Origin of the sequence: Paenarthrobacter sp. NPDC092416, from assembly GCF_044755025.1 — a bacterium.
In the GTDB taxonomy this organism is placed as follows: domain Bacteria; phylum Actinomycetota; class Actinomycetes; order Actinomycetales; family Micrococcaceae; genus Arthrobacter.
Window position 1 is genome coordinate 15,087 of record NZ_JBIVQG010000022.1, and the last position, 24,326, is coordinate 39,412.

22 protein-coding genes are annotated in these 24,326 nt (G+C 59.8%); 4 read left to right on the forward strand and 18 right to left on the reverse strand.

All coding sequences use genetic code 11. The features are described 5' to 3' along the window. Window positions 1–7: 7 nt before the first annotated feature. The 6 genes from ACIQC5_RS23245 to ACIQC5_RS23270 all read right to left on the reverse strand — a co-directional run bounded on the left by ACIQC5_RS23245 (window position 8) and on the right by ACIQC5_RS23270 (window position 6,809). On the reverse strand, window positions 8–1,651 hold the full coding sequence (locus tag ACIQC5_RS23245; protein WP_400287463.1) for an ABC transporter substrate-binding protein: 1,644 nt from the start codon (window positions 1,649–1,651) through the stop codon (window positions 8–10). A gap of 47 nt (window positions 1,652–1,698) precedes the next feature. Further along, window positions 1,699–2,655, reverse strand: a complete 957-nt coding sequence (locus ACIQC5_RS23250; RefSeq protein ID WP_400287464.1) for an oligopeptide/dipeptide ABC transporter ATP-binding protein — start codon at window positions 2,653–2,655, stop codon at window positions 1,699–1,701. Further along, window positions 2,652–3,470, reverse strand: coding sequence for an ABC transporter ATP-binding protein (locus ACIQC5_RS23255; protein WP_400287465.1), 819 nt, complete (start codon window positions 3,468–3,470; stop codon window positions 2,652–2,654). Before ACIQC5_RS23255 ends, ACIQC5_RS23250 begins: the two co-directional genes overlap by 4 nt. Continuing rightward, window positions 3,467–4,225, reverse strand: coding sequence for an ABC transporter permease (locus tag ACIQC5_RS23260; protein ID WP_400287466.1), 759 nt, complete (start codon window positions 4,223–4,225; stop codon window positions 3,467–3,469). The genes ACIQC5_RS23255 and ACIQC5_RS23260 overlap by 4 nt, the downstream gene beginning before the upstream one ends. 101 nt (window positions 4,226–4,326) lie before the next feature. Continuing rightward, on the reverse strand, window positions 4,327–5,421 hold the full coding sequence (locus tag ACIQC5_RS23265; RefSeq protein ID WP_400287467.1) for an ABC transporter permease: 1,095 nt from the start codon (window positions 5,419–5,421) through the stop codon (window positions 4,327–4,329). After that, entirely contained in the window at window positions 5,418–6,809 is a 1,392-nt protein-coding gene (locus ACIQC5_RS23270) for an NtaA/DmoA family FMN-dependent monooxygenase (protein WP_400287468.1), read from the reverse strand. Before ACIQC5_RS23270 ends, ACIQC5_RS23265 begins: the two co-directional genes overlap by 4 nt. A 292-nt stretch (window positions 6,810–7,101) precedes the next feature. Here ACIQC5_RS23270 and ACIQC5_RS23275 point away from each other — a divergent pair, with 292 nt between their 5' ends. Further along, window positions 7,102–7,875, forward strand: coding sequence for an IclR family transcriptional regulator (locus ACIQC5_RS23275; RefSeq protein ID WP_400287469.1), 774 nt, complete (start codon window positions 7,102–7,104; stop codon window positions 7,873–7,875). 95 nt (window positions 7,876–7,970) lie between these two features. Here the strand turns inward: ACIQC5_RS23275 and ACIQC5_RS23280 are convergent, their stop codons facing one another. Both ACIQC5_RS23280 and ACIQC5_RS23285 read right to left on the reverse strand, forming a co-directional pair. Continuing rightward, complete coding sequence (locus tag ACIQC5_RS23280) at window positions 7,971–8,654, reverse strand: NADPH-dependent F420 reductase (RefSeq protein ID WP_400287470.1); 684 nt, start codon at window positions 8,652–8,654, stop codon at window positions 7,971–7,973. A gap of 118 nt (window positions 8,655–8,772) precedes the next feature. Then, on the reverse strand, window positions 8,773–9,342 hold the full coding sequence (locus tag ACIQC5_RS23285; protein ID WP_400287471.1) for a TetR/AcrR family transcriptional regulator: 570 nt from the start codon (window positions 9,340–9,342) through the stop codon (window positions 8,773–8,775). An 84-nt stretch (window positions 9,343–9,426) separates the two neighbouring features. On the opposite strand from ACIQC5_RS23285, the gene ACIQC5_RS23290 reads away from it, so the two are divergent. Together ACIQC5_RS23290 and ACIQC5_RS23295 are read left to right on the forward strand one after the other, a co-directional pair. Next, window positions 9,427–9,726 carry a hypothetical protein gene (locus ACIQC5_RS23290; protein ID WP_400287472.1) on the forward strand — a complete coding sequence of 100 codons (300 nt, stop codon included), beginning with the start codon at window positions 9,427–9,429 and terminating at the stop codon, window positions 9,724–9,726. A 142-nt stretch (window positions 9,727–9,868) separates the two neighbouring features. Further along, window positions 9,869–10,870: an NAD(P)-dependent alcohol dehydrogenase gene (locus ACIQC5_RS23295; RefSeq protein WP_400287500.1), complete on the forward strand. Its 1,002-nt coding sequence runs from the start codon at window positions 9,869–9,871 to the stop codon at window positions 10,868–10,870. 88 nt (window positions 10,871–10,958) lie between these two features. Here ACIQC5_RS23295 and ACIQC5_RS23300 read toward each other — a convergent pair whose 3' ends face one another. The 4 genes from ACIQC5_RS23300 to ACIQC5_RS23315 all read right to left on the reverse strand — a co-directional run bounded on the left by ACIQC5_RS23300 (window position 10,959) and on the right by ACIQC5_RS23315 (window position 15,869). Further along, a complete protein-coding gene (locus ACIQC5_RS23300; protein WP_400287473.1) occupies window positions 10,959–11,633 on the reverse strand; it encodes an alpha/beta hydrolase in 675 nt (224 codons plus the stop codon). Between the two features lie 84 nt (window positions 11,634–11,717). Then, window positions 11,718–12,767 (reverse strand): 2,3-butanediol dehydrogenase, encoded by a 1,050-nt coding sequence (locus ACIQC5_RS23305; protein ID WP_400287474.1) that lies wholly within the window; start codon window positions 12,765–12,767, stop codon window positions 11,718–11,720. A gap of 25 nt (window positions 12,768–12,792) precedes the next feature. Further along, a complete protein-coding gene (locus ACIQC5_RS23310; RefSeq protein ID WP_400287475.1) occupies window positions 12,793–14,163 on the reverse strand; it encodes an NAD-dependent succinate-semialdehyde dehydrogenase in 1,371 nt (456 codons plus the stop codon). A 71-nt stretch (window positions 14,164–14,234) separates the two neighbouring features. Further along, entirely contained in the window at window positions 14,235–15,869 is a 1,635-nt protein-coding gene (locus ACIQC5_RS23315; protein ID WP_400287476.1) for a flavin-containing monooxygenase, read from the reverse strand. Between the two features lie 193 nt (window positions 15,870–16,062). Between ACIQC5_RS23315 and ACIQC5_RS23320 the strand changes: the two genes are divergently transcribed. Further along, complete coding sequence (locus tag ACIQC5_RS23320) at window positions 16,063–17,787, forward strand: helix-turn-helix domain-containing protein (protein ID WP_400287477.1); 1,725 nt, start codon at window positions 16,063–16,065, stop codon at window positions 17,785–17,787. Between the two features lie 18 nt (window positions 17,788–17,805). Here the strand turns inward: ACIQC5_RS23320 and ACIQC5_RS23325 are convergent, their stop codons facing one another. From ACIQC5_RS23325 to ACIQC5_RS23350, 6 genes are all read right to left on the reverse strand, one after another. Next, window positions 17,806–18,705, reverse strand: a complete 900-nt coding sequence (locus tag ACIQC5_RS23325) for a LysR family transcriptional regulator (RefSeq protein ID WP_400287478.1) — start codon at window positions 18,703–18,705, stop codon at window positions 17,806–17,808. Window positions 18,706–18,782: 77 nt separating this feature from the next. Then, window positions 18,783–19,649: a 3-hydroxyacyl-CoA dehydrogenase family protein gene (locus ACIQC5_RS23330; RefSeq protein ID WP_400287479.1), complete on the reverse strand. Its 867-nt coding sequence runs from the start codon at window positions 19,647–19,649 to the stop codon at window positions 18,783–18,785. Further along, on the reverse strand, window positions 19,646–20,449 hold the full coding sequence (locus ACIQC5_RS23335; RefSeq protein WP_400287480.1) for an enoyl-CoA hydratase/isomerase family protein: 804 nt from the start codon (window positions 20,447–20,449) through the stop codon (window positions 19,646–19,648). Before ACIQC5_RS23335 ends, ACIQC5_RS23330 begins: the two co-directional genes overlap by 4 nt. Next, window positions 20,449–21,675: an acetyl-CoA C-acyltransferase gene (locus tag ACIQC5_RS23340; RefSeq protein ID WP_400287481.1), complete on the reverse strand. Its 1,227-nt coding sequence runs from the start codon at window positions 21,673–21,675 to the stop codon at window positions 20,449–20,451. Before ACIQC5_RS23340 ends, ACIQC5_RS23335 begins: the two co-directional genes overlap by 1 nt. Window positions 21,676–21,720: 45 nt before the next feature. Further along, on the reverse strand, window positions 21,721–22,938 hold the full coding sequence (locus ACIQC5_RS23345) for an acyl-CoA dehydrogenase family protein (RefSeq protein WP_400287482.1): 1,218 nt from the start codon (window positions 22,936–22,938) through the stop codon (window positions 21,721–21,723). A 33-nt stretch (window positions 22,939–22,971) separates the two neighbouring features. Next, complete coding sequence (locus tag ACIQC5_RS23350) at window positions 22,972–24,246, reverse strand: CaiB/BaiF CoA transferase family protein (RefSeq protein ID WP_400287483.1); 1,275 nt, start codon at window positions 24,244–24,246, stop codon at window positions 22,972–22,974. Window positions 24,247–24,326 lie beyond the last annotated feature (80 nt).

Sequence of the window (24,326 nt, forward strand, 5' to 3'; positions counted from 1 at the left end):
TTAGTACCTACTTACTGGGGATGAGGGTGCTGTAACGCACACCGATTTCGGGTTGGAAGGTGATGCCGGTGATGCCTGGGACGCTGACGATGGATCGGCCGATAGTTGCGATGGGAAGGAATGAGGCGTCGTCGGCGGCGATCTCCTGGATAGTGCGGTATGCCTGATCGCGTTGCGCCCCGGGAGCTTGCGCTGCCCAGGTTTTTTGCAGTTCGTCTACCTGGGGGTCAGCAAAATGAGGGAAATTCAGGACGCCTTTAGAATCTGCCCACAGATTTGTGGGCGCCTTGGGATCCTCCAAATAGACAGAAATGTTGAACAGAATCATGTCTGCGGCAGGTGTTGCTGCCTGACCCGATCCCCTGGCGAGGATTGATGACAACACCGTGCTCGTTGTCTGGGATGCAAGGGTGACGCTTATGCCGATTTTTCCCAGTGCATCCTTGATAAGCAGGGCTGCAGATTCATAGGTGCCTGACTCGTTGCTGTATTGCAAAGAGATCGACACCTTTGGATTTCCAGCCTTGTCCATGAGTTGTTGTGCCTTCTGGGCATCGCCGTACTTTTCCCAAGCTGGTGCGTAACCCGAGGCATGAGGACTGACAAACGAAAGCGACCGCTGTGCGTCGCCGAAGTACACCTGCTCCACGATTTTGTCGTAAGGAAGAGCATGCGCAATTGCTTGGCGTACCAAGGGATCGGCAAGTGGACCGGTATCTGATGCCAACTGCAGCTCAAGATAGTTCTGTGTCTGCGCATGCACTGCGCGGAACCCGGAGTTACGGAGGGAGTTCACATCCTTTGGGGTCAGTCCGTAGAGACCAACGTTTACCGTGCCGCCCTTGAGTAGCGACGCGACGTTGGCGTCATTAACTACGTTGATCCGAACTGTGGAGAAAGCAGGTGGTCCGCTCCAAACGTCGGGTACTGATTTCAGCGTCAGATTTTGTCCCGGGGTACGGCTCTCGATGAAGTAGGGCCCGGTGCCTGCGACGTTTTTGGCAAGCCAATCACCACCATCCGGGTCGGCTGGCGTGGCGTGGTCCAGCGCTGCCGACGAGTCAATGATGCCGTACGTTGCAAACCGCAGGGCAGCGATGGAAGCCGGAGAGGCAGGAACCGGATTCCCTTGGGCATCTGTGTAGTGGAAGGCAACGGTGGACGTATTTACGATTTCGATTTGATCGGCCGAGTAGATGCCACTGCTGTTCAATTCCGGGCCGCCAGTTGCGCCAAGGTTTCGTTCAAGGGAGAACTTAACGTCAGCGGCGGTCAATGGGTTTCCGCTCGGGTAGAACTTGACGTTGTCACGAAGATCGAACGTGACCGTTGACCCGCTGACAGTCCAGCTTTCGGCTAGCCCGGGAGTAATTCCGATACCTTGAGCGACCTTCCCGCCATCCTCTCCGTCTGCGTATTCGTAGCCGACGAGAGTCTGGTAAACATTCATCGAAACTTCGTTGTTCTGATCCGTTGCCGACCAGGCTGGATCGAGCGTCGTGGCGTCGTTTGGCCATGCGACAGACAGCGAATCAGGAGCAGATGCAGTGGCCGTCGACGTCTGGGGGGTGCATGCGGTGAGTGAGATCGCTACTGCTCCGGCCGCAATCGCGGCCATGCCTGTGAGGGCCTTGACACGTAAAATGGGCATGGGGTTCCTCGGATGGGTGTGTTGGGGGGTGCTTTTGGGTGGGTGCGTCAGGGGTTGATGACGTGGCATGCGGCGCGGTGGCCGGAAGCAACGGTCAGCAGCATCGGCGTTGCCTGAGTACAGGAGTCTTGTGCCATGGGGCAGCGACCGGCCAAGACGCAGCCTTTGCGGTCTCCGATCAATTTCGGAGTTTCCCCCGATAACCGGACCTCCCTGACAGGTTGAGTGAGGGCAGCTACGGGTGATGCGTCCCGCAATGCCTTGGTGTAAGGGTGGCGGGGGTCTTTGAGGACGGCGTCTGCGGGACCTTCTTCCACAACGCGCCCCAGATACATCACCATGACCCGGTCCGCCATATACTGAACCGCCTCAAGGTCGTGGCTGATGAGTACATAGGCCATGCCAGTGCGGTTTTGCAGGTCGCTGAGGAGGTCGAGGATTTGGCGCCGCGTCGAGACGTCCAACGAGGCTGTGGGCTCATCCAAGATGATGACTTTCGGCTCGACGGCAATTGCACGTGCAATTCCAATCCTTTGCCGTTGTCCGCCACTCAGTGCCCGCGGAAGCCTGTGTGCTATTGACTCAGGCAATTCGACGAGCCGTAGCAGGTCGGCCACGCGTTTCCGTCGCTCGGCGGCGTTCAAGCGGGTGTGTAGCCGCAACGGCTCATCAAGTATGGAGCCGATCTTCATTCGTGGGTTGAGAGAGGCATGCGGATCCTGAAAGACCATTTGGATGTCTGCGTATGCTTCGCGAGCCGAACGGCGTAAGGCTGCCGGCCCGATGTCGTTGCCCGCAACCACGATGCGCCCCGTATCAGGATCAGTCATGCGGACAATGCACCGTGCGAGAGTGGACTTGCCTGAACCGCTCTCGCCCACCACTGCCAGAGTCTTTCCCGGTCCTACGGAGAAGGATATGGAGTCGACGGCGATGATCTCCCCATGATCTACGGGAAAGGTTTTGCGCAGGCCTTCTACCGCCAAGCTGGGCACCGTCATCATCGTGTCCGTTCCTCTCCGAGCCTGCTGGCGGCGATGAGCCGCGCCGAGTACTCGTGTTGTGGGTTTTCGAAGAATTCCTTGATGCTTGTCTGTTCGAGCACGCGCCCCGAATGCATGACCACCACATTGGAAGCAATTTTGGCTACGACGCCGAGATCATGGGTGATGAGGTACGTCGTAAGGTTCTCCTCGGCGGTGAGTTTCGCAACAAGGTCGATGATTTCGCTTTGGATTGTCACGTCCAGGCCAGTTGTGGGCTCATCGAGGATCAAGCACGATGGCCGACGCACCAAGGCCAAAGCCAGTGCCACCCTTTGGGCCATTCCTCCTGATATCTGATGTGCATACTGGCGCATGCGTTGCTCCGGTTCGGTTACCTGCACTGATTTCAAGGACGCAACTGCCTGCCGGCGGGCCTCTGTCCGGCCAATTTTCCCGCCCAGTCGGGCAGCGTCCTCAAGCTGCCGGCCAATTGTCATGACAGGGTTCAACGAGGCTTTTGCGTCCTGGAAGACCGTACCCAGCACCTGTCCTCTCACCGATTGCAACTCCTTGTCGGTCCAGGCAGAGATATCTTTGCCATCCACCACAATGCGGCCGGTGGTGCGCTTGAATCCATTGGAGTTCAGCCCAAGCACACTCAGGGCCGTCAATGACTTTCCGCTGCCGGTTTCGCCTACCACAGCGGTGACTCCGGCCCGGGGTACCACGAAGGAGACGTCATGAAGAACCGGGATTTCGGAGCCGTCACGGGCGCGGAACATTCCGCTGAGGCCTTCTATGAGAATGTGTGGAGTTCTAGCTACTGGCTTCACGATTTGTGCTCCCTGTCGGTCAGCCCGTCGCCCACTAGATAGAAAGCACAGGCGAGGATGATGATTGCAACCCCCGGGAAGAGCGAGATCCACCATGAATCGATGTCGTTTCGGCCCGCTGCAATCATGGAGCCCCACTCAGGACTGCCGGGTTCGATCCCAACGCCTATAAATCCCAGGCTCGAGATTATGATGGCCACCCACGCTGCGTTAACCGCTGCGAAGGAAATGAGGGGGCTAAGAGTGTTCGGGACAAGATGATGGAGTAGCACCCCCGCCCCGGAATGGCCCACCATGCGGGCCGCATCTGCATACTCCATAGTCTTTTGGCTGAGCACTTCGGCCCTGGCTAACCTCAGGTATCCGGGGATACCTACGATCATGATCACGATCACAACGTTTGTTATGCCGGGCCCGGTGGTGACGACAATGAGCATCGCGAGCAAAAGAGGCGGAAAAGCCTGAAGTATCTCCACCAGGCGCATCACCACTGTGTCGAAGATCCCTCCTACGAAACCGGTCACGGCGCCTGTCAGGCCTCCTACGAGGAACGCAAGCCCTACGCTGACCAGAGTGACGCCAAAGTCAGTTGCGGTTGCGGCCAACGTCTTGGAGAAGATGTCGGCACCAACGGCGTCGGTGCCAAACCAGTGCTGGGAGTCCGGTGGGGAAAAGGGGACGCCTACGCCTGTGGCTTGGGGATCGAAGGGGGTCCAGATCTGTGCGATCAGTGCGACAAGGGCCAGTGCGCCCATGAGCAGTAGACCAAGAGTTAGCGGAATATTGATGCTGGTGAATATGATGCGTTGGGATCTACGCCCGGGGGCGCCTAACGTTACCGGACTATCTAAGCGGTTCATGAGGTTCGGATCCTCGGGTCGGCGAGACGGTAAGCGACATCTACCGCCGTGTAAATGAGCACATAAAGGATGGCTGAATAGAGCACGAAGCCCTGTAAAGCCGGAAAATCAGATTGCTGGATGGCGTTCAGGGCGTATTGGCCCACGCCAGGCCAGCCGAACACGCTCTCAACAAGCACAGCACCTGCGAAGGCGAAAGCCACAGCGTTGGCGATCATGGTGATAACCGGAAGCACGGCATTTCTGAGGGCATAGCGGAAATGGACCACGGAGTCCGGGAGGCCAAGCGCCCTGGCATTGCGCACGTACTGGCTTTCCAGTGCCCCGACCATGGCAGTTCGGGTAACTCGGGTAATAGGAGAGAACACCCCGAACATCAGCGTCACTACCGGCAGGACCAGGTGCGTGATGGAAACACCCGCTGTTGACCACTGGCCGGAGAAGGCTGAATCGAGGACATACCAGCCAGTGAATGCTGGGGGCGGGGCAACACCGAAAGGCAATCGGCCGATCGGTCCCGGCAGGAGTCCCAAACTCACGAAGAAGAGTGACAGCAGCACAAGGCCAAGCCAGAACTGCGGCATGGCCAGTGCGGCGACCGTCAATGCCCTGATGCTGTGATCCAGGAAGCGGTCACGGTGTACTGCCGCCACCACACCCAGCAGGATTCCCACGATGATGCCGATCACAAGCGCCGACGTCCCGAGCTCCAATGTTGCGGGCAGTCGGGATGCCAGGTCGTCGGCGACGGGCCGTCCCGTCATGAATGACGTGCCCAAGTCCCCTCTTAGCAAAGACTGCAGAAAGCGCAGATACTGCTCCCACAGTGACTGGTCAAGTCCCAAGTCATGTTCGATGGCAGCGCGCATCTCAGGGGTGGCATCCGCTGGGACGAGCAGAGTGGTGGGAGAGGGGGAAACTATGCGGGATAGGAAGAACGTCACTGTAACAACACCCCAGATGACGAAGACGGCGCCTGCGGAGCGGATGGCTATTGCCCGTACGAGGCGCCCTTTGGAGCCTCGTCGGGGCTGTGCTGGGGGAGGCGCCACAGCAGGCGTCGGAGCGAGGGAAGTTGTTGCGGTACTCATGGCGCGGTAAACACGGGAGTCTTTTGCCCGGCCCTGAACGAGGCGCCGCGGTGGTCGTCACGCAAATGTCTCTGGCCAAGACCAAAAAGCCGTTCCCGAAGGGTTTCTTCCTCATACTCTTCGCGGAACAGGCCCCGTTCACGCAGCCTCGGCAGCAGGTGCTCGAAGATGTCGTTGTGCGTACCTGGACTGAGATGGGATTCGATCATGAACCCGTCGATGCCGGTTTCTGCGACGTACTCCGTCATCTGGTTCACTACCTCGTCAGGCGTGCCCGCTAGGATCAAGCCCCGAAGGCCTCGTGTACGGAATTCCGCGAGGATCTCGCGCACGGTGGCGGCAGGGCGGTCTTGTGTGGCTTGGTATCGGTCAATGTTGGATTGCCCAACCTCGCTGGTCATTCCTTCCAAGGTGGAATCCGGATCAAGGTCAAGGAGATTGATGCCGGTATTGAATGCGAATCTGACTGCTCCAGCCACATCCGACGAGTATTCGGCGAGTTCTGCTGCCTTGAGGCGTGCCTGGTCTGGATCAGGGTCGGTGAGCAGTGTGACGCCGACAAGAATCTTGATCGAGTCACGGTCCCGGCCGGCTGCCTCCGCCCTGTCGCGGATGTCCTTGACGTTGGCGGCAACGGCCGGCGCGGTGGTGCCTTGGAGGAATACGCACTCGGCGTTGCGTGCTGCGAACTCCTTGCCACGGTCAGATGTGCCTGCCTGAAAAAGCACTGGGGTGCGCTGGGGGGTTGGCTCCACAGTAAACATGCCATGGCAGGAAAAGTAGGGTCCGTCGTACTCCACGGGGTGGACCATGGAAGCATCGGCATAGACCCTTGCTTCCTTGTCCGCTTTTACGGCTCCGTCTTGCCATGCACCTTCCCACAGAGTGAGGCTTAGGTCGACGTAGTCGTCGGCCACGGCGTAACGGTCCGAGTGCTTGGTTAGATCGAGTCCGAAGAGGGCAGAGGCTGTGTCAGCAGAGGATCCAGTCACGATGTTCCAGCCCACCCTGCCGTTGGAAAAATGATCCAGGGTAGCGAAACGGCGGGCATTGGAGTACGGCAGGTCATAGGTCGTTGCGCTCGTCAACACCAGCCCTATGCGCTCTGTCGCCGACGCCAGAGCAGACACCAGCACCAGCGGATCCGACCGGGAGAGGTCGGCGTCTTCAATGGCCGCCTGCGGTACCGCTCCGTTGAGGGACGGGTAGCCGAAGGAGTCGGCAAGGAAGATGAAGTCCAATTTTGCCGCCTCGGCACGCTGAGCGAGCGAAGTCCAGTAGGTCAGGGATCGGTAATTGACGGTCGTGTTGTCGGGATGGCGCCAGCTATTTCCGGAGGTGCCGTTCGGTGTCACTGTTTGGAACAACCCGAGGATGAGTGGTTTCACGCTAGTCCTTTCTTAGGTAACCGCGTTGGTAGTACCTAACAGTGAGGGGGCTCCAGCGACGGTGTCAACGTTTTGCAGAAATATTTTCTGCAAAACAGTTTTTCTGCCACGAGGAAAAGTTTTCTGTGCGAAAGGGTGGAAAACCTAGTGAAGCTCCCGTAGGCTCGACCGAACGGCTACAACGTATCTACTCCTCCGTCGAAGTCGCTGGAGAGGTAGAGGTGGCCCCTGGACGCCGCAAGCCTGGTGAAAGTGGTGTTTCAGTCGAGAAGAACAACAAGGAGGCTTTCTGGTGTCTGTTGAGGCGATACAGCCAAAGGCTGCTCGCTATCCCATCGAGTCAGTTGCCAATGCGGGCAGGCTCCTTGGTCTGTTCAAAGAGAGGCGCGAGCTCCGGCTCTCGGACGTAGCGGAAGCCCTCGGGGTCTCTCCGTCCACGGCCCACCGACTGCTGACCACCCTTGAGGTGAGTCATATGGTGGTGCAGAACTCAAACACGCGGTGCTATGAACCAGGTCCTGAGTTGATGGCCATTGCGCATTCACTCCTGCCCACGGAAACGCGCTGGAGCTTTGCGCGACCGTACCTGGAGCAGCTGAGTGAACGGGTGGGTGAAACGGTCAGCCTTGCCATCCTCCAGGGGCCAGTGGTCGTTTTTGTGGAATCCATCGAGTCCGCTGCTGCGGTACGGGTGGGCTCGCGTCTCGGCGCCGTCATGCCCGCGCATTGCACTTCTGTGGGGAAGCTCCTGCTCGCCCAGCTTCCCGAGGAAAAATTGCTAGAAACGTATCCGTCGGAAGAACTGGTTCAGGCGAACGCCAAGAGCATCGCAACCAGGGACGAACTCCAGATTCACCTGCGAAAGACGGCCAAGCGTGGTTATGCCACAAACTTTGGTGAGGGTGAACCTGGTATCAGTGGGGTGGCTGTGCTGGTGGAATCCAGGTCGCGGCCGAGCTATGCCTTGGCGGTGGCAGCGCCGAGCGAAAGGCTGGCCCCGGGGCGTGTGAAGGAATTGGTCGGTGAACTCCGGGCCACGGCCAGTGCATTGTCTGACTTGAGCTGAGGTCCTTGCGGGGCACTTGGGTACTTCCTTAGAAACAAGAGCGGACGACGGCGGGTGCTTACCCGCCGTCGTCCGCTTCTGTTTTGCGCTGAGTGCTACTGGGTGACCAGCAGTCCGGTGTCCCAGTTGAAGTCCTCAAACTCGGGGTTGGCCTGCATGGTCATCAGCACGAACTGGAAGCCCTCGAGCTCACGAGCCCGTTTCAGGGGGCCGACCACCAAGGGGCGCATGCCGGCGGCGCTGACGAAGGTGCTGACGGCGGTGGTGGCTTCTGCGTCATCGCCTGCGATGAAGACGTCCAGCGGCTTGCCACCGGACTCGCCGGCAACCAGGGTGCCGGCAAAGGTCGTGTTGAAGGCCTTGACGACGTTGGCGCCCACGGGAGCGAGCTGAGCGATTTCCTCTGCGGCTGACGTGCCGGGTTCGACAACGAGCGAATCAAAGGTTTCGAAGTTCACCGGATTAGTGATGTCGATGATCGTCTTGCCGGCCAGCGCGACGCCATAGGCAGTGACGATCGACTTGGCTGCCTCGAACGGAACGGCAAGAACGACGATTGCTCCTTGCGGGGCAGTGGCGGTAGTGCCAGCGGCGACGCCTGCGCCCAGATCAGCAGCCAGTTCCTGGGCCTTGAGGACATCTTGTCCGAGGATCTCGACCGTGAGGCCGCCTGCGAGGGCGCGGGTGGCGATGCCACGTGCCATGTTGCCGTTTCCGATGATGGTGAGGTTGGTCATGGGAGTCTTCTTTCCGAGTATGCGGGCGAGGAAATTTTTCATGGGATTCTGCTCTGCTTGGAATCAATGGTTGAAGCTACAACTAAATATAGACGAAAATGGTTGAAGCGTCAAGTAGTTTCTTTTGAGGGGTGGCTCCAGGTCTGGGGTTGAGGTCCAGCTAAGGCGTGTCGCCAGCCATGAGTTCGGTGTGCCTCACGATGGTCCGGCGCCTGCGTTCCAGATCAAGCTGCCCGGTAATTACCTCATGGATGTTGGGGCTGGAAACCCAGGCGTGGCACAGGGTCACTATCGAAAGGAGGAGATCCTCGGCCTGGGTAACAGTCGCGCCGGGGAGTGCGGCTTGTATTTCTGTAACTTTGTTTGCTGCCTGCAGGGCGCGCACTCTGGCGCCTACGGGAGAGCTCCGCTCCAGCCCCTCCCAGGACGTCAAGCGGGCCAGGCTTGGGTGGTTGACGGCAAAGTCGAAATATCGACCAGCGAAATCCGCGACGGCGATCGGGCCCTGGCCGTTGATCGGCAGGTCCTCCAACGCCGTTGTCAGTTCGTGGGTGAGGGCCGCTTCGAAGAGCTTGGCCTTGTTGCCGAAGTAGAAGTAGATCCGTTCAGGGTTGGTTCCGGACTTTTTTGAGATCTCATGCACGCGCCCACCGGAGAATCCCCGCTCTGAGAATTCCGAGATGGCGGCGTTCAGTAGCTTCGCCTTAGTTGCGTCCGTGTCCCAAGCCATGTGCCCATCCTAACTCCAAACGTTTGTTTGCAGTTGCGACCCTGTGGGTCTAGCATCAATTCCAAGTGAACGTTTGGAGATTACATGGAGCACGATGGCAAAGCGTTGGCAGCGGACGAGACGGATGCCCACCACCACCGCACGCCGGGGCTGGCTTCAGTCCATGTCCGGGCAGTCATTACGTGGCTGGCAATATTTCCGCTTGCAGCGCTGGGCATGAGTGCTCTCGGTGTCCTGGCTCCAGCCTGGCCGCCGGTTTTGCGGGCTTTGGTTTTGACCCTTGTGGTGGTTCCCACGGCGGTCTACTGGGCTGTACCCAGACTCCTGTCCTTCCACGCCCGCATGAGCGGGGCGGGGCGGCGCAGCAGGGACAGTCGCGTCTAAATTACTCGCCGGGCCATCCCGGCCATCACCTAAGGAGAGAGCAGTGCAGATAACTGCAGCTGTAGCACGTCAACATGACAGTCCCTTCAGCATTGAACGGCTTGAGCTTGACGGGCTGCGACACAACGAAGTCCGGGTACGCATGGTTGCCACCGGAATATGTCACACCGACGTTCTGGTTCGTGATGGGGTCTACCCCACGCCCCTCCCTGCAGTCCTCGGGCACGAGGGAGCCGGTGTTGTCGAGGCCGTTGGGGATTCTGTCGTGTCCGTCGTTCCCGGGGACCATGTGGTCCTGGCTGCCGCGTATTGCGGACACTGCAAACGCTGCCGCAATGGGCAAATGGCTTACTGTGAAAATTTGATGGCAGTCGACTTTGGTGGGCGGAGGATGGACGGCCAGACGTCACTGAGTAAGGATGGCGAGGTGATCTCGTCTCACTTCTTCGGCCAGTCATCCTTTGCGACGTACGCGAACGTGGTTGAGGAATCGATCGTCCGGGTTGATCAAGACATCCCCTTGGAGCACTTGGGGCCGCTGGGCTGCGGCATCAACACTGGAGCGGGGACAGTCCTCAACGAGATCCAACCAGACATTGGATCCTCGCTGGTGGTCTTTGGTACCGGGGCTGTAGGGTGCGCTGCCGTCATGGCGGCCAAGGTAGCCGACTGCGCCACGATCGTTGCCGTGGACATCCATGATTCGCGGCTGGAGCTGGCCCGCGAGCTTGGTGCCACGCATGTGATCAATTCACTCACTGAAAACATAGCGGATCGTTTACGGGAGATTACTGCCGGGCAGGGTGTCGACTATGTGGTGGACACTACCGGAATTCCGGCATTGCTCCGCCAGGCCGCCGATGCGCTGGGCGTCCGCGGCACCGTGGCGTTGGTGGGTGCTGCCAAGCCCGGCACTGAAGTCAGTTTCGAAATTGGAGCATCCCTGGTGAAGGGGTGGACATTCAAGACTGTTGTCCAGGGCAGCTCTGTCCCGCAGGTATTTATCCCGCGGCTGATTCAGCTGTGGAAGGAAGGACGCTTCCCGTTTGAAAAGCTCATTGACGACTATTCGCTGGAGGACATCAACCAGGGGTTTGCTGACTCCAAGAGTGGAAAGACCATCAAGCCAGTGATCGTCTTCTGAACCGCCGGTTTTGAGCCGCGGTTCTGAGCCAAGCGAAGAAGACCCAGCCGGTATTCACCGGCTGGGTCTTCTCATGTACGCCGTGCCACTAAGCTGTTCCAGCAGCAGTGACGTCCTGGATCCAGTGGCTGAGTTCGGCGACGGTCTCGGCGGTGATCTGGTGTCCACCTGGGTCCCGGCGTGAGCGGGTGTTTGCTGCGGACTCTGTCAGCAGATAGTTCCAGGTGCGGCTGAGCAGCTCTGCCGGGATAACGCCGTCGCGTTCGCCTTGGGCCACGAAGACAGGGAGCCCGGACAGTCGTTCCGGAGTCACTGGCACGCCGGCATCGAAGGGTAGCGTTCCATAAAGAATGGCTGCCCCATCGAATCGCTGGGGTTCTGCGAGGACCAGTCCGCCGGCGAAAGCGGCACCGCCGCTGAAACCGATGACGAGCACTGGACGGCCTTCGGGTGCAATGTCTTCAAGCCAGCGGTGGAACCATTCCATCCCCGCCGCAAGGGACCCTGCAATGGGCCGGCCGGTTCCCCGGTTGGCAAACCAGGCGTAGCCCCCGCCTTCGCCGATGGGCGCCCGGAGCGCTACATACGCGGGTCCCTCGGGAAGGTGCCCTGCCAGGCCAAGAATCTCGCGCTCATTCGAGCCTCTGCCGTGGAGCAGCACCACCAGCGGCGCGGATGGATCGGTTGAGCCCGCTGATGCGGTGACGTGTGTGCTGGTCATGGATTCAGTAGCCGGTGCTGGTGGGACGTCTTGCGTGTTCATGCGCTCTCCTATTGATCTTTATGCAAAAGAGTGTTTGTTGAATCTTCAACAAACACTCTTTTGTCAGTATTCCTCAAGCACTGATCAGCTGCTGGGGTCCACCAGCAGCTTCATCTTTTGTCCGGCCTTGAGTTGCTCAAAGCCGTCTTCAACGACTCGACTGAGCGATACGTCCTCCACCCAACCAGTGGTGTCGTAGTGTCCCTTTGCCATGAGGCCGATGACCGCCTTGTAGTCGTCTTTGGTGTAGCAGATGGTTCCTTGGATCCGTCGTTCACGCAGTACCAACTGGATCAAGGGAGTGGGTAGGGGCTTGTCGTAAATTGCGACGCTCACCAGAGGGCGGCGTTCGCCCAGGCATGCGAGGGCCGACTCCACCGCTGGCGTTACTCCAGCTGCGTCGAAAGCGGCATCAACGCCGTCGCCCTTGGTCCGCTCGTCAATGAGGCCGGGAATGTCGACAGAGGTGGGATCCAACGTGCGTGCCCCAAGGGCCTCGATGGACTTGCGGCGGATCTCGGACGGCTCCACGACGTCGATCTCGGTCAGTCCCATTCCTCGAAGAGCGAACCAAAGCCCAATACCGATGGGGCCGGCACCATAAATCAGTGCCCGGCTTTGATCATCGACTTCGCCCATCACTGCTGCGTGATAGGCCACCGACAGCGGCTCGACCAGGGCGCCCATCTCCAAGGAAATGCTGTCAGGAAGCTGATGGATCTGGTTGCGGGGTACCACCGTGTACTCGGCCATTCCGCCATCGGCCATCAATCCATGGAAGCCGATGACGTTGCACAGGTTGTAATGGCCGGTCCGGCAGGGACGGCATTTGCCACAGCGGTAGATCGGTTCAACTGTCACGCGGTCACCCTCCCGCACATCCGTCACGCCGGCACCCACTTCGGTGATCACGCCTGAGAATTCATGGCCCAAGGTGAGTGGCAAGCATTTATGGGTCAGGGGATGGGGCTCAGTGGGTGGAATGAAGATGGGACCGTCGTAGTACTCGTGGAGATCCGTACCGCAAATGCCATTGCGGCTCACTTTGACTTTCACTTCGCCCGGCCCTGGTGACGGCTCGGGGACGTCTTCTATGGCAACCTTGTTCTTCCCGTAATACACGGCGGCACGCATGTGTGCTCCTTTTCGTGATTGGTGACTAGATAATGCGGACGAGTTTCTTGTTCGCGAACTCGTTGAGTCCGAACTTGCCAAGCTCGCGTCCAATGCCGGACGTCTTGACGCCGCCGAATGGGAGATCCGGTGCACTCTTGATGGTGGTGTTGATGCCCACCATGCCCACTTCAAGGCGGTTGGCCGCATCGGCTGCCAATTCCTGGTCCTCGGTGAACACCGCGCTTCCAAGCCCGAAGGGGGAGTCGTTGGCCAAGTCGATGGCTTCGTCAACTGATGCCACCCGGTACAGGACAGCAACGGGACCGAACAACTCTTCGCGGTAAGCACGCATATCCGGTGTCACACCCGATAGGACAGTAGCGGGGTAGTAGGCGCCGGGGCCGTCAGGGACAACGCCGCCTTGGTGGACCGTAGCCCCCTTTGCGATGGCGTCGTCCACTTGCTCAGCCAGCTCCGTGCGTGCTTGATAGGAGGACATGGGTCCGAGGCGCGTATCGTCGCTCATGGGGTCGCCGACCTGCCATTCGGCTGCTTTTTCAAGGAAGGCGGCAACAAACGGATCCCATACGGACTCTTCCACAATGAGTCGTTTGGACGAGGTGCAAGCCTGCCCGGCGTTACCGAAACGTCCGGAGGCCGCCGCACTCGCGGCCTTCTTGATGTCGGCTGCGGCCAGTACAAGTAACGGATCGGAACCTCCCAGCTCCAGCACGCATTTCTTCATGTACTGGCCAGCCAGGGCGCCAATTGCGCTTCCTGCTTTCTCGGACCCGGTCAGCGACACCCCTTGGAGCAAGGGGCTGGCAATGATATCGGCGATCTGCGCCGATGTGGCAAAGAGATTCTGGTAGAGACCGTCCGGGGCGCCTGCTGCTGTAATGAGGTCGGCAATACTTAACGCCTGTTGCGGGCAGTTGCTGGCGTGCTTGAGCAAGATGGTGTTTCCCAGGAGAAGGTTTGGCGCCACAAATCGCGCAACCTGGTAGTACGGAAAATTCCACGGCATAACACCAAGGAGGGGCCCTATCGAAGCCGTGCGCACCAGTGCGCGCCCCGCTCCGGCGATGCTGAGCTCTTCGTCCGCTAGCAGGTCGTCGCCGTTTTTTGAGTAGTACTCATAGATGGAAGCAGACAATTCCACTTCGGCTTTGGCCTGTGAAATTGGCTTGCCCATCTCAAGCGTCATAAGTTTTGCCAGCTCCACGGAGTGCTGTCTGTGCAGGTCAGCGATCCGCTGAAGCAGCGAACGGCGTTCGGTCAGGTCCTGGGACTGCCAACGCCGGTAAGCAGTGGCGGAGCGAGCCAAGGCATCAGCCACGTCCGCGTCCGTCATGGTGTCGAATTCCTGCACCACCTGACCGCTCGTGGGGTCCACTGTTGCATATTTCTTCATGGTGAAACCTTCGTGTGATGAGGGACGCGCCCGGGGCGGGGGAGCCGCCCCGGGCGCTGTGTCCAAGGTGGTCAGGCCGCTGGCTCCAGAGCTTCCGCGGCGGTCAAGAAGCTCGGGTAGTCGCTTGAGGCTTCATCGGCGAGGATGGACCGGTACTGCTTCAGGCCGCCCAGGTAGAACATGACTGTCCGCTTCTTGCCGGGGATATTGGCACCGAAGATCCAGGAGGCTGCCTTGGGGAAGAGCGTTTGATCGGCTATGTCAGCGCAGACGTCCGTCCAGTCGGTTTCGGTACCGGGCTTGACGTCGAGCCAGCCGATGTTGGAGCTGGAGATGTGGCTTATGGTCTGCCCAATCCACTCCACCTGCGTTTCGATCGACGGCGGCAAGTTGGTGAAGGGTCCGTTGGGGCCGAGGATCATGAACATGTTGGGGAAACCGCTGGTGGCCATGCCGAGGTAGCTGGTGGGCCCATCGGCCCAGTGCTCCTTCAGGCTTTCCCCGTCACGGCCCCGGATGTTCACGCGGACATAGTTACCGTCAACAGCGTCAAAACCCGTCGCGCAGATCAGGACGTCGATCTCGTGGAGTGTTCCATCAGCAGTGACGATTCCTTCCTCCGTAACATGTGAGATCGGATTCTCCTTGACGTTGACCAGCGAGACATTGGGCCGGTTGAACGTTTCGTAGAAGCCCGAGTCGCACAGGGGGCGCCGAGCGTAGAGGTCAGTGGGTGTCAGGTGCCGCCGGGTTTCGGGGTCCTTGACGATTTCGGCGATCTTAGCGCGGATGAACTTGGCGGCTTCTTCGTTGGCCGCAGAATCTGTAGCGATGTCTGAGAAGGTTTCAAACATGAACCTGAATCCGCCGCCCTCCTCCCAGGCCCGCTGGTAGATCCGTTCACGTTCTTCGGGGGAGACGCTGAAGGTAGGCACGCTGCTCTCTACGAAGCCCATGGCTACGCTGGAGTTCCGTACCTGGTCCCAGTTGGCGTCGAAATTATCCTTGTGGTTTCGCAGTTCCTGTTCGCTCAGTTGACGGTTGCCGGCGGGGACGCTGTACTGAGGCGTCCGTTGGAAAGAGATCAAGTGCGCGGCAATGGGAGCGGTGGCGGTTATCACCTGATTGCCCGTGGAACCGTTGCCGATCACGCCGACGCGCTTGCCTGCGAGGTCGAGGTCCTCGGGCCATGCCCCGGTGTGTACCAATCGGCCTTTGAAGGAGTCCATTCCCACAAACTTTGGCAGGTTGGTAGCGGAAAGGAGACCGAGTCCGGTGACCAGGAACCGGGACCGGTAGGTGATTCCGCGGTCGGTCTGAACTGTCCAAGTGCCCGTGGACTCGTCAAACTCTGCTTCGGTCATGCCTGTTTCGAGGTGGATGTGCTCCCGGAGCGCATAGCGGTCCACTACGCCGTTAAGGTAGGCAAGAATTTCGCGCTGCGGAACGAACTTGGTCTTCCACGGGGTGTCCTTGTAGAGGTCCCGATCAAACGAATACTGGTAGACAAAACTCTCTGAATCGGACAGGGCGCCAGGGTACTTGTTCCAGAACCAGGTCCCGCCGACGCCTCCTGCACGATCGATGGCCACAGCGTTGAGGCCCTGCTCGTTACGCAACTTGTGCAGCATGTAGATGCCGCCGAATCCTGCTCCGACGACCAATGCGTCAAGATCCTGGACTTTGGTGGGGACGGCGTTGTCCATGGTGTGTGCTCCTCCGACTAATAGGGCGGTGTGAGATAATTCACTTCGTAGTTACCAGTCTCTGGTGGCCGAAAACATAGTCGGTGTTTCACTATGGAACACTTCCAGTTAGCTCGAAATGGCGGTTTTGATACCCCAAACGCAATAATCCGAGACTCTCGAGCGAACTGACCAACATCGCAAAGGTGCGCAGATGACAGATCCAGTGAGGGAAGCGCGAGAGAAACTCATCCGTGTGGGACTCACAGGGGACTATCAGGCCAATGATGTTCCCGACGTCATAGTCAGGAGCTGGCGCCGTTCCATCAGCAGTGCAGCCGAAAGCTCTGAGCCGCAGCGCTACCGGGAAGTGGATACAGACACACTGCTTGGCCGTGCCGCGGTTCCGGTCCTTGACCGATGGCAGCATCAGTTGGCTGACACTGGTACTACCCTTTTCCTGAGTGACCGTGGCGGCAGCATTGTTGACCGGCGTGCCAGCGATAGCAGCGAGCGCAGGCGTTTGGACAACATGCACGCTGCTGAAGGATTCGACTACTCCGAGGACTCCATTGGCACCAACGCTTTGGGGACATCAATGGTGGAAAAGCGCCCGCTTTTCGTCAAGGGAAGCCAGCACTACAGCGACGTATTGGCCGCGAACGCATGTGCCGCGGCACCCATCTACACACCTGCCGGACTGGTGGTGGGGTCCATTGCCTTGGGTGGCCCGGTGGAGGCAGCGAACCCCATCATGCTTTCCCTTGCCCGGGAAATAAGCCAACAGATCGCTGAGCGGTTACGTGCTTCGTCCAGACCCCAGGATCTGGCCCTGGCCATGTCCTTCATGAGATTCACCAGTTCGCAGCGGCCCACAGTTGTCCTGGATCATGAATCCGTACTAGCCAACACTCCGGGCTTGCCGTACGTCAGTGTGGCTTCCCACGTCATGCTCTGGGAGGTCCTGAACTCCCATGACTGGCAGTCCAGCGCAACTCTCCGACGCGAGCTTGAGGGTACGCATCTGGAGATTACTGCCCGGAGGGTCGCGGACGGGCACCGTGGTCACTTTGTCGTTCACTTCGCTGAAATCGAAACACCCAGCCTCCGCCAGGAGTTGGTTCCTCAGGTGCCGGCTCTGGGCTTGGTTTCCATACCGGCCCTTACGACGCCACGGGATGCGGTGGCACTTGTTGACGGTCCTGTAGGGTCGGGAAGAACCACGACTGTGGGTGAGTTGCGGGCAGAATGGGGCAGGACAGGCCCTCTGGAAACTTTTGTGCTGTCGGCTGACGCCACGCCATGGAGCTCGGTTGAAAGCCTCCTGGAAACTGGCAGCGACGTTCTGCTTCGGCGAACTGAGTCCCTGGCCGACGACGAGCTGCTGTCGTTAAGAGGAGTGGTTTCGCGCCAGGGAGCCAGACACAGTGTTTCCCCGGCAGCGGGCGTCCTGTTCCTGACGACGCACGCCAGCGGTTCCTCCGCATCGATGTCATCCTACGTCGAAGAGCTGGGCGTGCAGAGAAAGACAGCTGCGTTGAGCGACACTCCCGAACGAATTCCGGGGCTGGTCACTCGCATTCTTAATGACCTTGACCCGCATTCCAGACACAGCATCTCGCCGGCCGCCTTGCAGTCTCTGGTGCAATGGAACTGGCCCGGCAATGTCTCGGAACTCGTCCAGACGCTCACGCAATTGCTCGGCTCTGTAAGTGCTTCGCTGATCGAACGCAAGCATCTGCCCAAGCATCTGCAGCAGGCCCCTCCGAGGCGCCACTTGTCCCTGATTGAGTCGGCTGAGCGGGATGCCATCATCCGGGCTATGGACGCAGCCGGCGGGAACAAGTCGGAAGCGGCGGAATTGCTTGGAATCGGGCGGACCACACTGTACCGCCGGCTCCGTCAACTGGGGCTTGATGCCGGCGAAGGATCCATCTAGGGCCCTTGGTCCCGCGGGCTAGGCGGCAGTCATGTCGTCGAGGTTCATGACTTCGGCCAGTACTGCCCTTAGTGCAGGATTTGGGTCCTGCCGCCGCCATGCCGCACGAAGGTCCACATCCGTGGTGGAATCTTCGAGCGGAACAAACACCACGTGGGGATCGGTGGCGTTTCCTGCCACAGAACCCAAGGTCAAATGACAACCCACCTCGGCGCTGACAAGTGCCAATGCAGTCTGGGTATCCGGTGCCACTTGAATGATGGTGGGTATGAAGCCGTTGTCATGCGCAAGGCGGCGGAGCCTGTCCGGGAGAACGGCACCTTCGTATGCCGGCAAGGAGATGAAACCTTCGGTTGCCAGGCGCGAAATGGATAGGCGACGCGACCCGGCCAGGGGATGAGTGTCCGGAAGTGCAATAACCAGGGAATCCCGCATGACAACCTTGGACGCTATGTCGGCCGGAATGACATCCCAGCGCCCAAAAGCGATATCGGTCTCGCCTTGCACGAGCTTCGACATAGCCGGTTGGGCAAAATTCTGGCTCGAAAGCTCCAGCTGTATACCCGGCCTCTGCGAACGTACCAGCCGCGCTAACCGGGCAACGAGAGGGTGAGTGGATACACCTGCGAAAGCGATACGCACGAGGCCTGACTCGCCGTCGTCCGCGGACCGGACGGCGTCTTCGGCGCGGCGCAAGGCCTCCAGTACCTCAGAGGCCGGTGCTATGAGCGCCTGACCGCTGGATGTCAGCTTCACGGATCGGGTGGTCCGGTCCAGCAGGCGGGTTCCGAGCTCCCGCTCCAGTTGCTTGATGATCCTGCTCAGGGGAGGCTGTGCCATGTGCAGCCGCTCCGCGGCCCGACCAAAGTGAAGTTCCTCTGCGACCGCAAGAAAGGCGCGGAGCTGGCTGATTTCCACAGTGGAACTCCTTCCGATTATTGTCTCGAAGGTATCACTGCTCCGGTTGAGTTAGGGAAAAGGGCAATAATGTGACACTAGTTCGTCCACTCGTAAAATCCCTTGCCTGCCTTTCGGCCCAGCGCTCCGGCGGCGACTTTCTCCCGGAGAATTTTCGGCGGAGCGAATCTGGGCCCCAGAGTGGACTCCAAGTACTCCGCAATGCCGAGGCGCACGTCGAGGCCAACAATGTCGGTGGTCCGCAGCGGGCCTACGGGATGTTTGTAGCCAAGGACCATGGCGTTGTCGATGTCCTCAGCGCTCGCGACGCCTTCTTCCACCATGCGCATTGCCTCCAGGGCGATCGCGACACCCAGTCGGGACGATGCAAAGCCTGGTGCGTCTTTTACTACGACGGCCGTCTTGTCCAGGCCGGCGACCCAAGCCCGGGCAGCGTCAACGGTGCCGGCCGCTGTTTTGTCACCGACTACCACCTCAATAAGCGTGGATGCAGGCACGGGGTTGAAAAAGTGAAGGCCCAGGAATGACTCCGGCCTGACCAACGACTTCGCGAGCCCACTAACCGACAGCGACGACGTATTGGTTGCCAGGAAAGCCCCGCTGGAGAGATGGCGTTCCACCTCGACTAAAGCCGACGTCTTGAGTCCGGCGTCCTCGGGCACAGCTTCGACCACTAGTCCACAGGAAGCAAAGGAACCGTGATCCGTGGTGGTGCTCAACCTACCGAGAACTTCCTGCCGATCGCCGGTGACCGCACCACGTTGGAACGACGCGTCCACGGAAGCTGCCAATCGCTCGCTGGCGGCACGAGCGGCGTCGGCATCGCGTTCCACCACAGTGACTGCGGCGCCTTTGATGAGGAAGGCATGCGCGATGCCTGCGCCCATTCGTCCGCCGCCCAACACTCCTACGTTGTTCGGAATCATTGAATCTGTGCCGGTCATGACTTCTTCCTGTCCAAAAACTGTTGCATGAGATCAAATTTTGCAGGGGATTCAAAAAGGATTCCCTGCGCGAGGGTATCGATCAGCGGATGGGCCTCCCTGGGGGCGTGGAACACTGACTTGGTAAGCCGTATTGCCAGGGCATCCTGACGGGCTATACGGTCTGCAAGGGCGTGGGCGGCCTCCATAAGGTGATCCGGTTCAACGAGTTGGGTGATGAGTCCGGCATCGAGGCATTCTTCGCCGGTGAGGATGCGGCCGGCCAACAGGATCTCCTTGGCGAGAGGTTCACCCACCAGTTCACGGAGCCGCCACGTGGCACCCGCGGCGGCCAGGATCCCCAGTCCGGTCTCCGGGTTGCCCATGCGGAGGCCCGCAGTGCCGATTCGAAAATCGGCGGCATAGGCCAGTTCGGCGCCGCCGCCCAAAGCGAAGCCGTCCAGGGCGGCAATGACTGGCATGGGAAGGACTGCAATGCGGTTGAAAAGTGAGGAGTTGATGCCGGCCAACGCGTCATCACGACGACGGGCGCGTAGTTGGGCGATGTCGGCACCCGAGGCGAATATTGCCTTCGTCCCGCTCGACGGATCGGCAGCGGTTCCTGACAAGATCAGCATCCTGGGGTTCGACTCAAGTTCAGCACATACCGCATGCAGTTCCTCGACCATTGCTGCATCGATGGCATTGCGCACTTCGGGGCGGTGGAGGCGAACATGCAAGCGATCGTCTCCCTGCTCCACGTTCAATGTGGTGAACCCTGAGGTGTTCTGGACCTCCGCGGTCGATGTGGAAGCCGTCATCACACTCCCTCCACCAGGAGTGCCGTTCCTTGGCCGACTCCGACGCACATGGTTGCCAGCCCCAGCTTGCGTTGCTCGCTCCCGAGCTCTCGTTCCATGCGTCCCAGGAGGGTGACCACCAAGCGGGAACCTGACGAACCGAGCGGATGACCCAAGGCGATCGCACCGCCGTCGGAGTTGACCGTTTCCTCAGCGAGTTTGAGCTCGCGCATCACGGCGAGTGACTGTGATGCGAAGGCTTCGTTGAGTTCCACTGCACCGAGATCGCTCACTGACAGGCCGGTGCGGTCCAGGATCTTCCGGGTTGCCGGAACCGGCCCGATTCCCATGATCTCAGGCGCAACGCCGGCTGAACCGCCGTCGAGAAACCTCGCCCGGGGCGTCAAACCGTATTTTTGAATGGCAGCTTCGGATGCAACGATGATCGCGGAGGCGCCGTCGTTGAGAGACGAGGCGTTGCCTGCCGTAACGACGGAACCGCCCTTTACTACTGGCCGCAGGCCCGAGAGTACGTCCATGATGGTGCCGGGGCGCGGACCCTCGTCCATGCTGACGACTGCCTGGACGCCCTTCCTGCCGGTAATGGTGACGGGAATAATCTCGTCATCAAAACGGCCAGCCTCGATGGCGGCCAAGGCGCGCGCGTGGGAACGCACGGCGAACGCGTCGCAGTCATCGCGTGAGGTGCCAAAGACGCGGGCAACCTCCTCAGCCGTTTCCGGCATGGAAAAGGAAGTCTTACCTTCACGGGATAATGGGCCGGAAACGAATGCCGGATTGACGAAGCGCCAACCAATGGAGGTGTCCACCACCACTCCTGGCTTGGCGAAGGCTTTATCAGGCTTTTCCATCACCCAGGGAGCCCGGCTCATGGACTCCACACCTCCGGCAACCACAATGTCGGCCGCCCCTGCTTTGACCATGTGGCTGGCCATGATGATCGCACTCAGTCCGGACGCGCACAGCCGGTTGACGGTGATGCCTGGAACACTGTCCGGGAAGCCCGCCAACAGCCACGACATGCGGGCGACGTTCCGGTTCTCCTCACCGGCTCCGTTGGCGTTGCCGAGGATCACTTCATCGACGACGGCCGGGTCCAGGCCGGCGCGCTCGACGACGGTCCGCACGGTGAGTGCGGCAAGGTCGTCCGGGCGGACAGTGGACAAGGCTCCGCCGTAGCGGCCCACAGGAGTGCGGGCGCCACCTATCAGAAAAGCCTCAGGCATGGTTGATTCCAATCTTTCGTCATTCGTGAAGGTGTCAGGTGGGGACTAGTTGAAGGCCGAAATGCCCGTGATGTCACGTCCGACGATCAGGGCCTGCATCGAATCTGTTCCCTCGTAGGTGGAGACGACTTCCATGTCTGTCATGTGGCGGACTACGTGATTTTCCAAAAGCAGGCCGTTACCGCCCAGCAGATCCCGGGCTTCATTGCAGATCCACTTGCCCTTTTGGGACGTTGCCATCTTGACCATGGAAGCTTGGGCGTTCGTCAACTGCCCACGGTCGGCGAGTTCTGCCATACGCGTGCACAACAATTGCATGGTGGTCAGTTCGCTGAGCATGTTGGCGAGCCGGGACTGGACCAATTGGTATGACCCGATGGGCTTTCCGAACTGGTGCCGTGTTCGTGCGTAGTCAGCGGCAATCTCAAAGGCTGCCATGGCATGGCCGACGGCCTCCCAGGCCGCGCCGCCGCGGGTCGCCTGCAGGACGCGGGAGACATCCTTGAAGGAGTGGCAGCCTTCCAGCCGGTTGGCGGCGGGCAGGCGCATCTGGCGTATCTCGATATCCGCTTGGAGTATGGCCCGTTTGCCTACTTTTCCGCTGATGACTGTGGGAAAGTATCCTGCCGGGTATTTGCCGTCGGCATCCTTATCCACCACGAAAGCGTTAACATTGCCGTCCTCAGCGTTCCGGGCGAACAACACAATGACATCGGCGCAGTGGCCGTTGCCAATCCAACGCTTGTGCCCGGTGATGACCCAGTGCTCGCCATCGCGGCGGGCTTCGGTCTCCAACGCGACAGAGTCCGATCCATGATCCGGTTCCGTGAGGGCGAAAGCCCCTGTCTTGGCGATCCTGGCCAAGGGAGGGAGCCACTTTTCCTTCTGTTCGTCGCTGCCCAGAATGTTGAGCGCGCCCATGCACAGGTTCGAGTGAATGCCAAGGAACGTATTGAGGCTACCGTCGGCGCGAGCCATTTCACGGGCCACCATGCCTGCGGCTTTGCGGCTCATGCCCGGGCAGCCATAGCCCTGGATGATGGTTCCGATGATGTTCAGCTTGGCCAGCGGCTCCAGGAGTTCATCCGGAAACTCTGCTTTTTCCCAATATTCATTGATGACCGGAAGAACACGGTTCTCTGCGAAGTCGCGGACCTTGTCCCGAACGGCGATCTCCTCAGCGGTCAGATCTGAATCCAGGAGGAAATAGTCGGAGGTTGCAGTGGTACGTTCGGATGTTCTGCGATCTGTGGTGGCGGTCATTTCTGCGCCTTTCTTGACGGACAGGCCAGCTGTTCAGCGGTCGTTGGGAATGTGGGCTGTGGTTTTCGGAGACGTCGCTGCAAGCCAGGACAGAACAGATTGCCTGTCCGCGTCGTGGGCTGGCGGAGCCAGGTCGTAGCTGACGGGAGTCTCTGAGAACGTGATGGGATTGCGGACTGTAGGCATCGACCCAGGGCCGCGGCCGATGGTGACCACGGGGTCCAGCCCTATTCTTTCCGCGAAGTCGATGCCCTGCCGGACGTCATTAATGGGGGCACAGGGGAGGCCGCATTCGGTGAGGATGTCGAACCATTCCGTTGACGACTTCCGGGCGAGGGCCGCTTGGAGCATGGGCCTGAGTTCCTCCCGGTTCAGGCTTCGATCCGGAGCTACGGCGAACCGGGGGTCGTCGGCCGCGTGGGGAAGTCCCAATGCTTGGCATAACTTCCGGAACTGGGGATCATTGCCGATGGCAATAACGATCTCACCATCGCCCGTCATGAGTGGTTCGTACGGATAGATGCTCGGGTGTTCATTTCCCAGCCTGGCGGGAACTGTCCCACTCAGGAGATATCCGGCAGTCTGATTGACCATTCCGGACAATGCCGATGCCATCAGGTTGACTTCAATCCGCTGACCTTTACCACTGTGATCGCGTTCGTGCAGAGCGGCGAGGATACCAATTGCTGCGTGGAGCCCGGTGATGACGTCAAAGACTGCCACACCGGAGCGGTACGCCGGGCTGTCCGGTGATCCCGTCAGGCTCATCAAGCCGGACATCGCTTGCACCAGAAGGTCATATCCGGGGAGGGATGCGCCTCCGGCCGTCCCGAACCCCGTGATGGATGCATAGATCACGTTTGGATTGGTGGCGGCCACCGAGTGGTAGTCCAGCCCAAAGCGATCCAGGCCGCCTGGCTTGAAGTTTTCCACCACGACGTCGGCCCGGCAGGCAAGATCCAAGGCGATTTTCTGGTCCTCGGGATCCCGCAGATCCAAGGAGATGGAACCCTTATTGCGGTTGATGGAGAGGTAATACGTGGACTCTCCGTCCCGAACCGGTGGCTTCCAGGCACGGGTTTCGTCGCCGTCGGGACTTTCAACCTTGACCACTGTGGCTCCCATGTCGGCCAGCAGCATGGTGCAGTAGGGACCGGCCAAAACCCGGCCGAAGTCGGCTATGAGGATTCCCGACAGCGGGCCGGTGCCTATGCGTCCGAACATGTCGGCGGGAAACGTCTGTTCTTGCGGGGCGTCGTCCAGGGCCGTCTTTGGCCCGGCAACGCTGGGGCTGGTGTGGATCGTCAAGGCTCTCCTAGGGGATCGTTGTCGATACATCAACCATCCCAGCTGGATTACCATCGGTCCAATACTTATTCGCTTTCCTA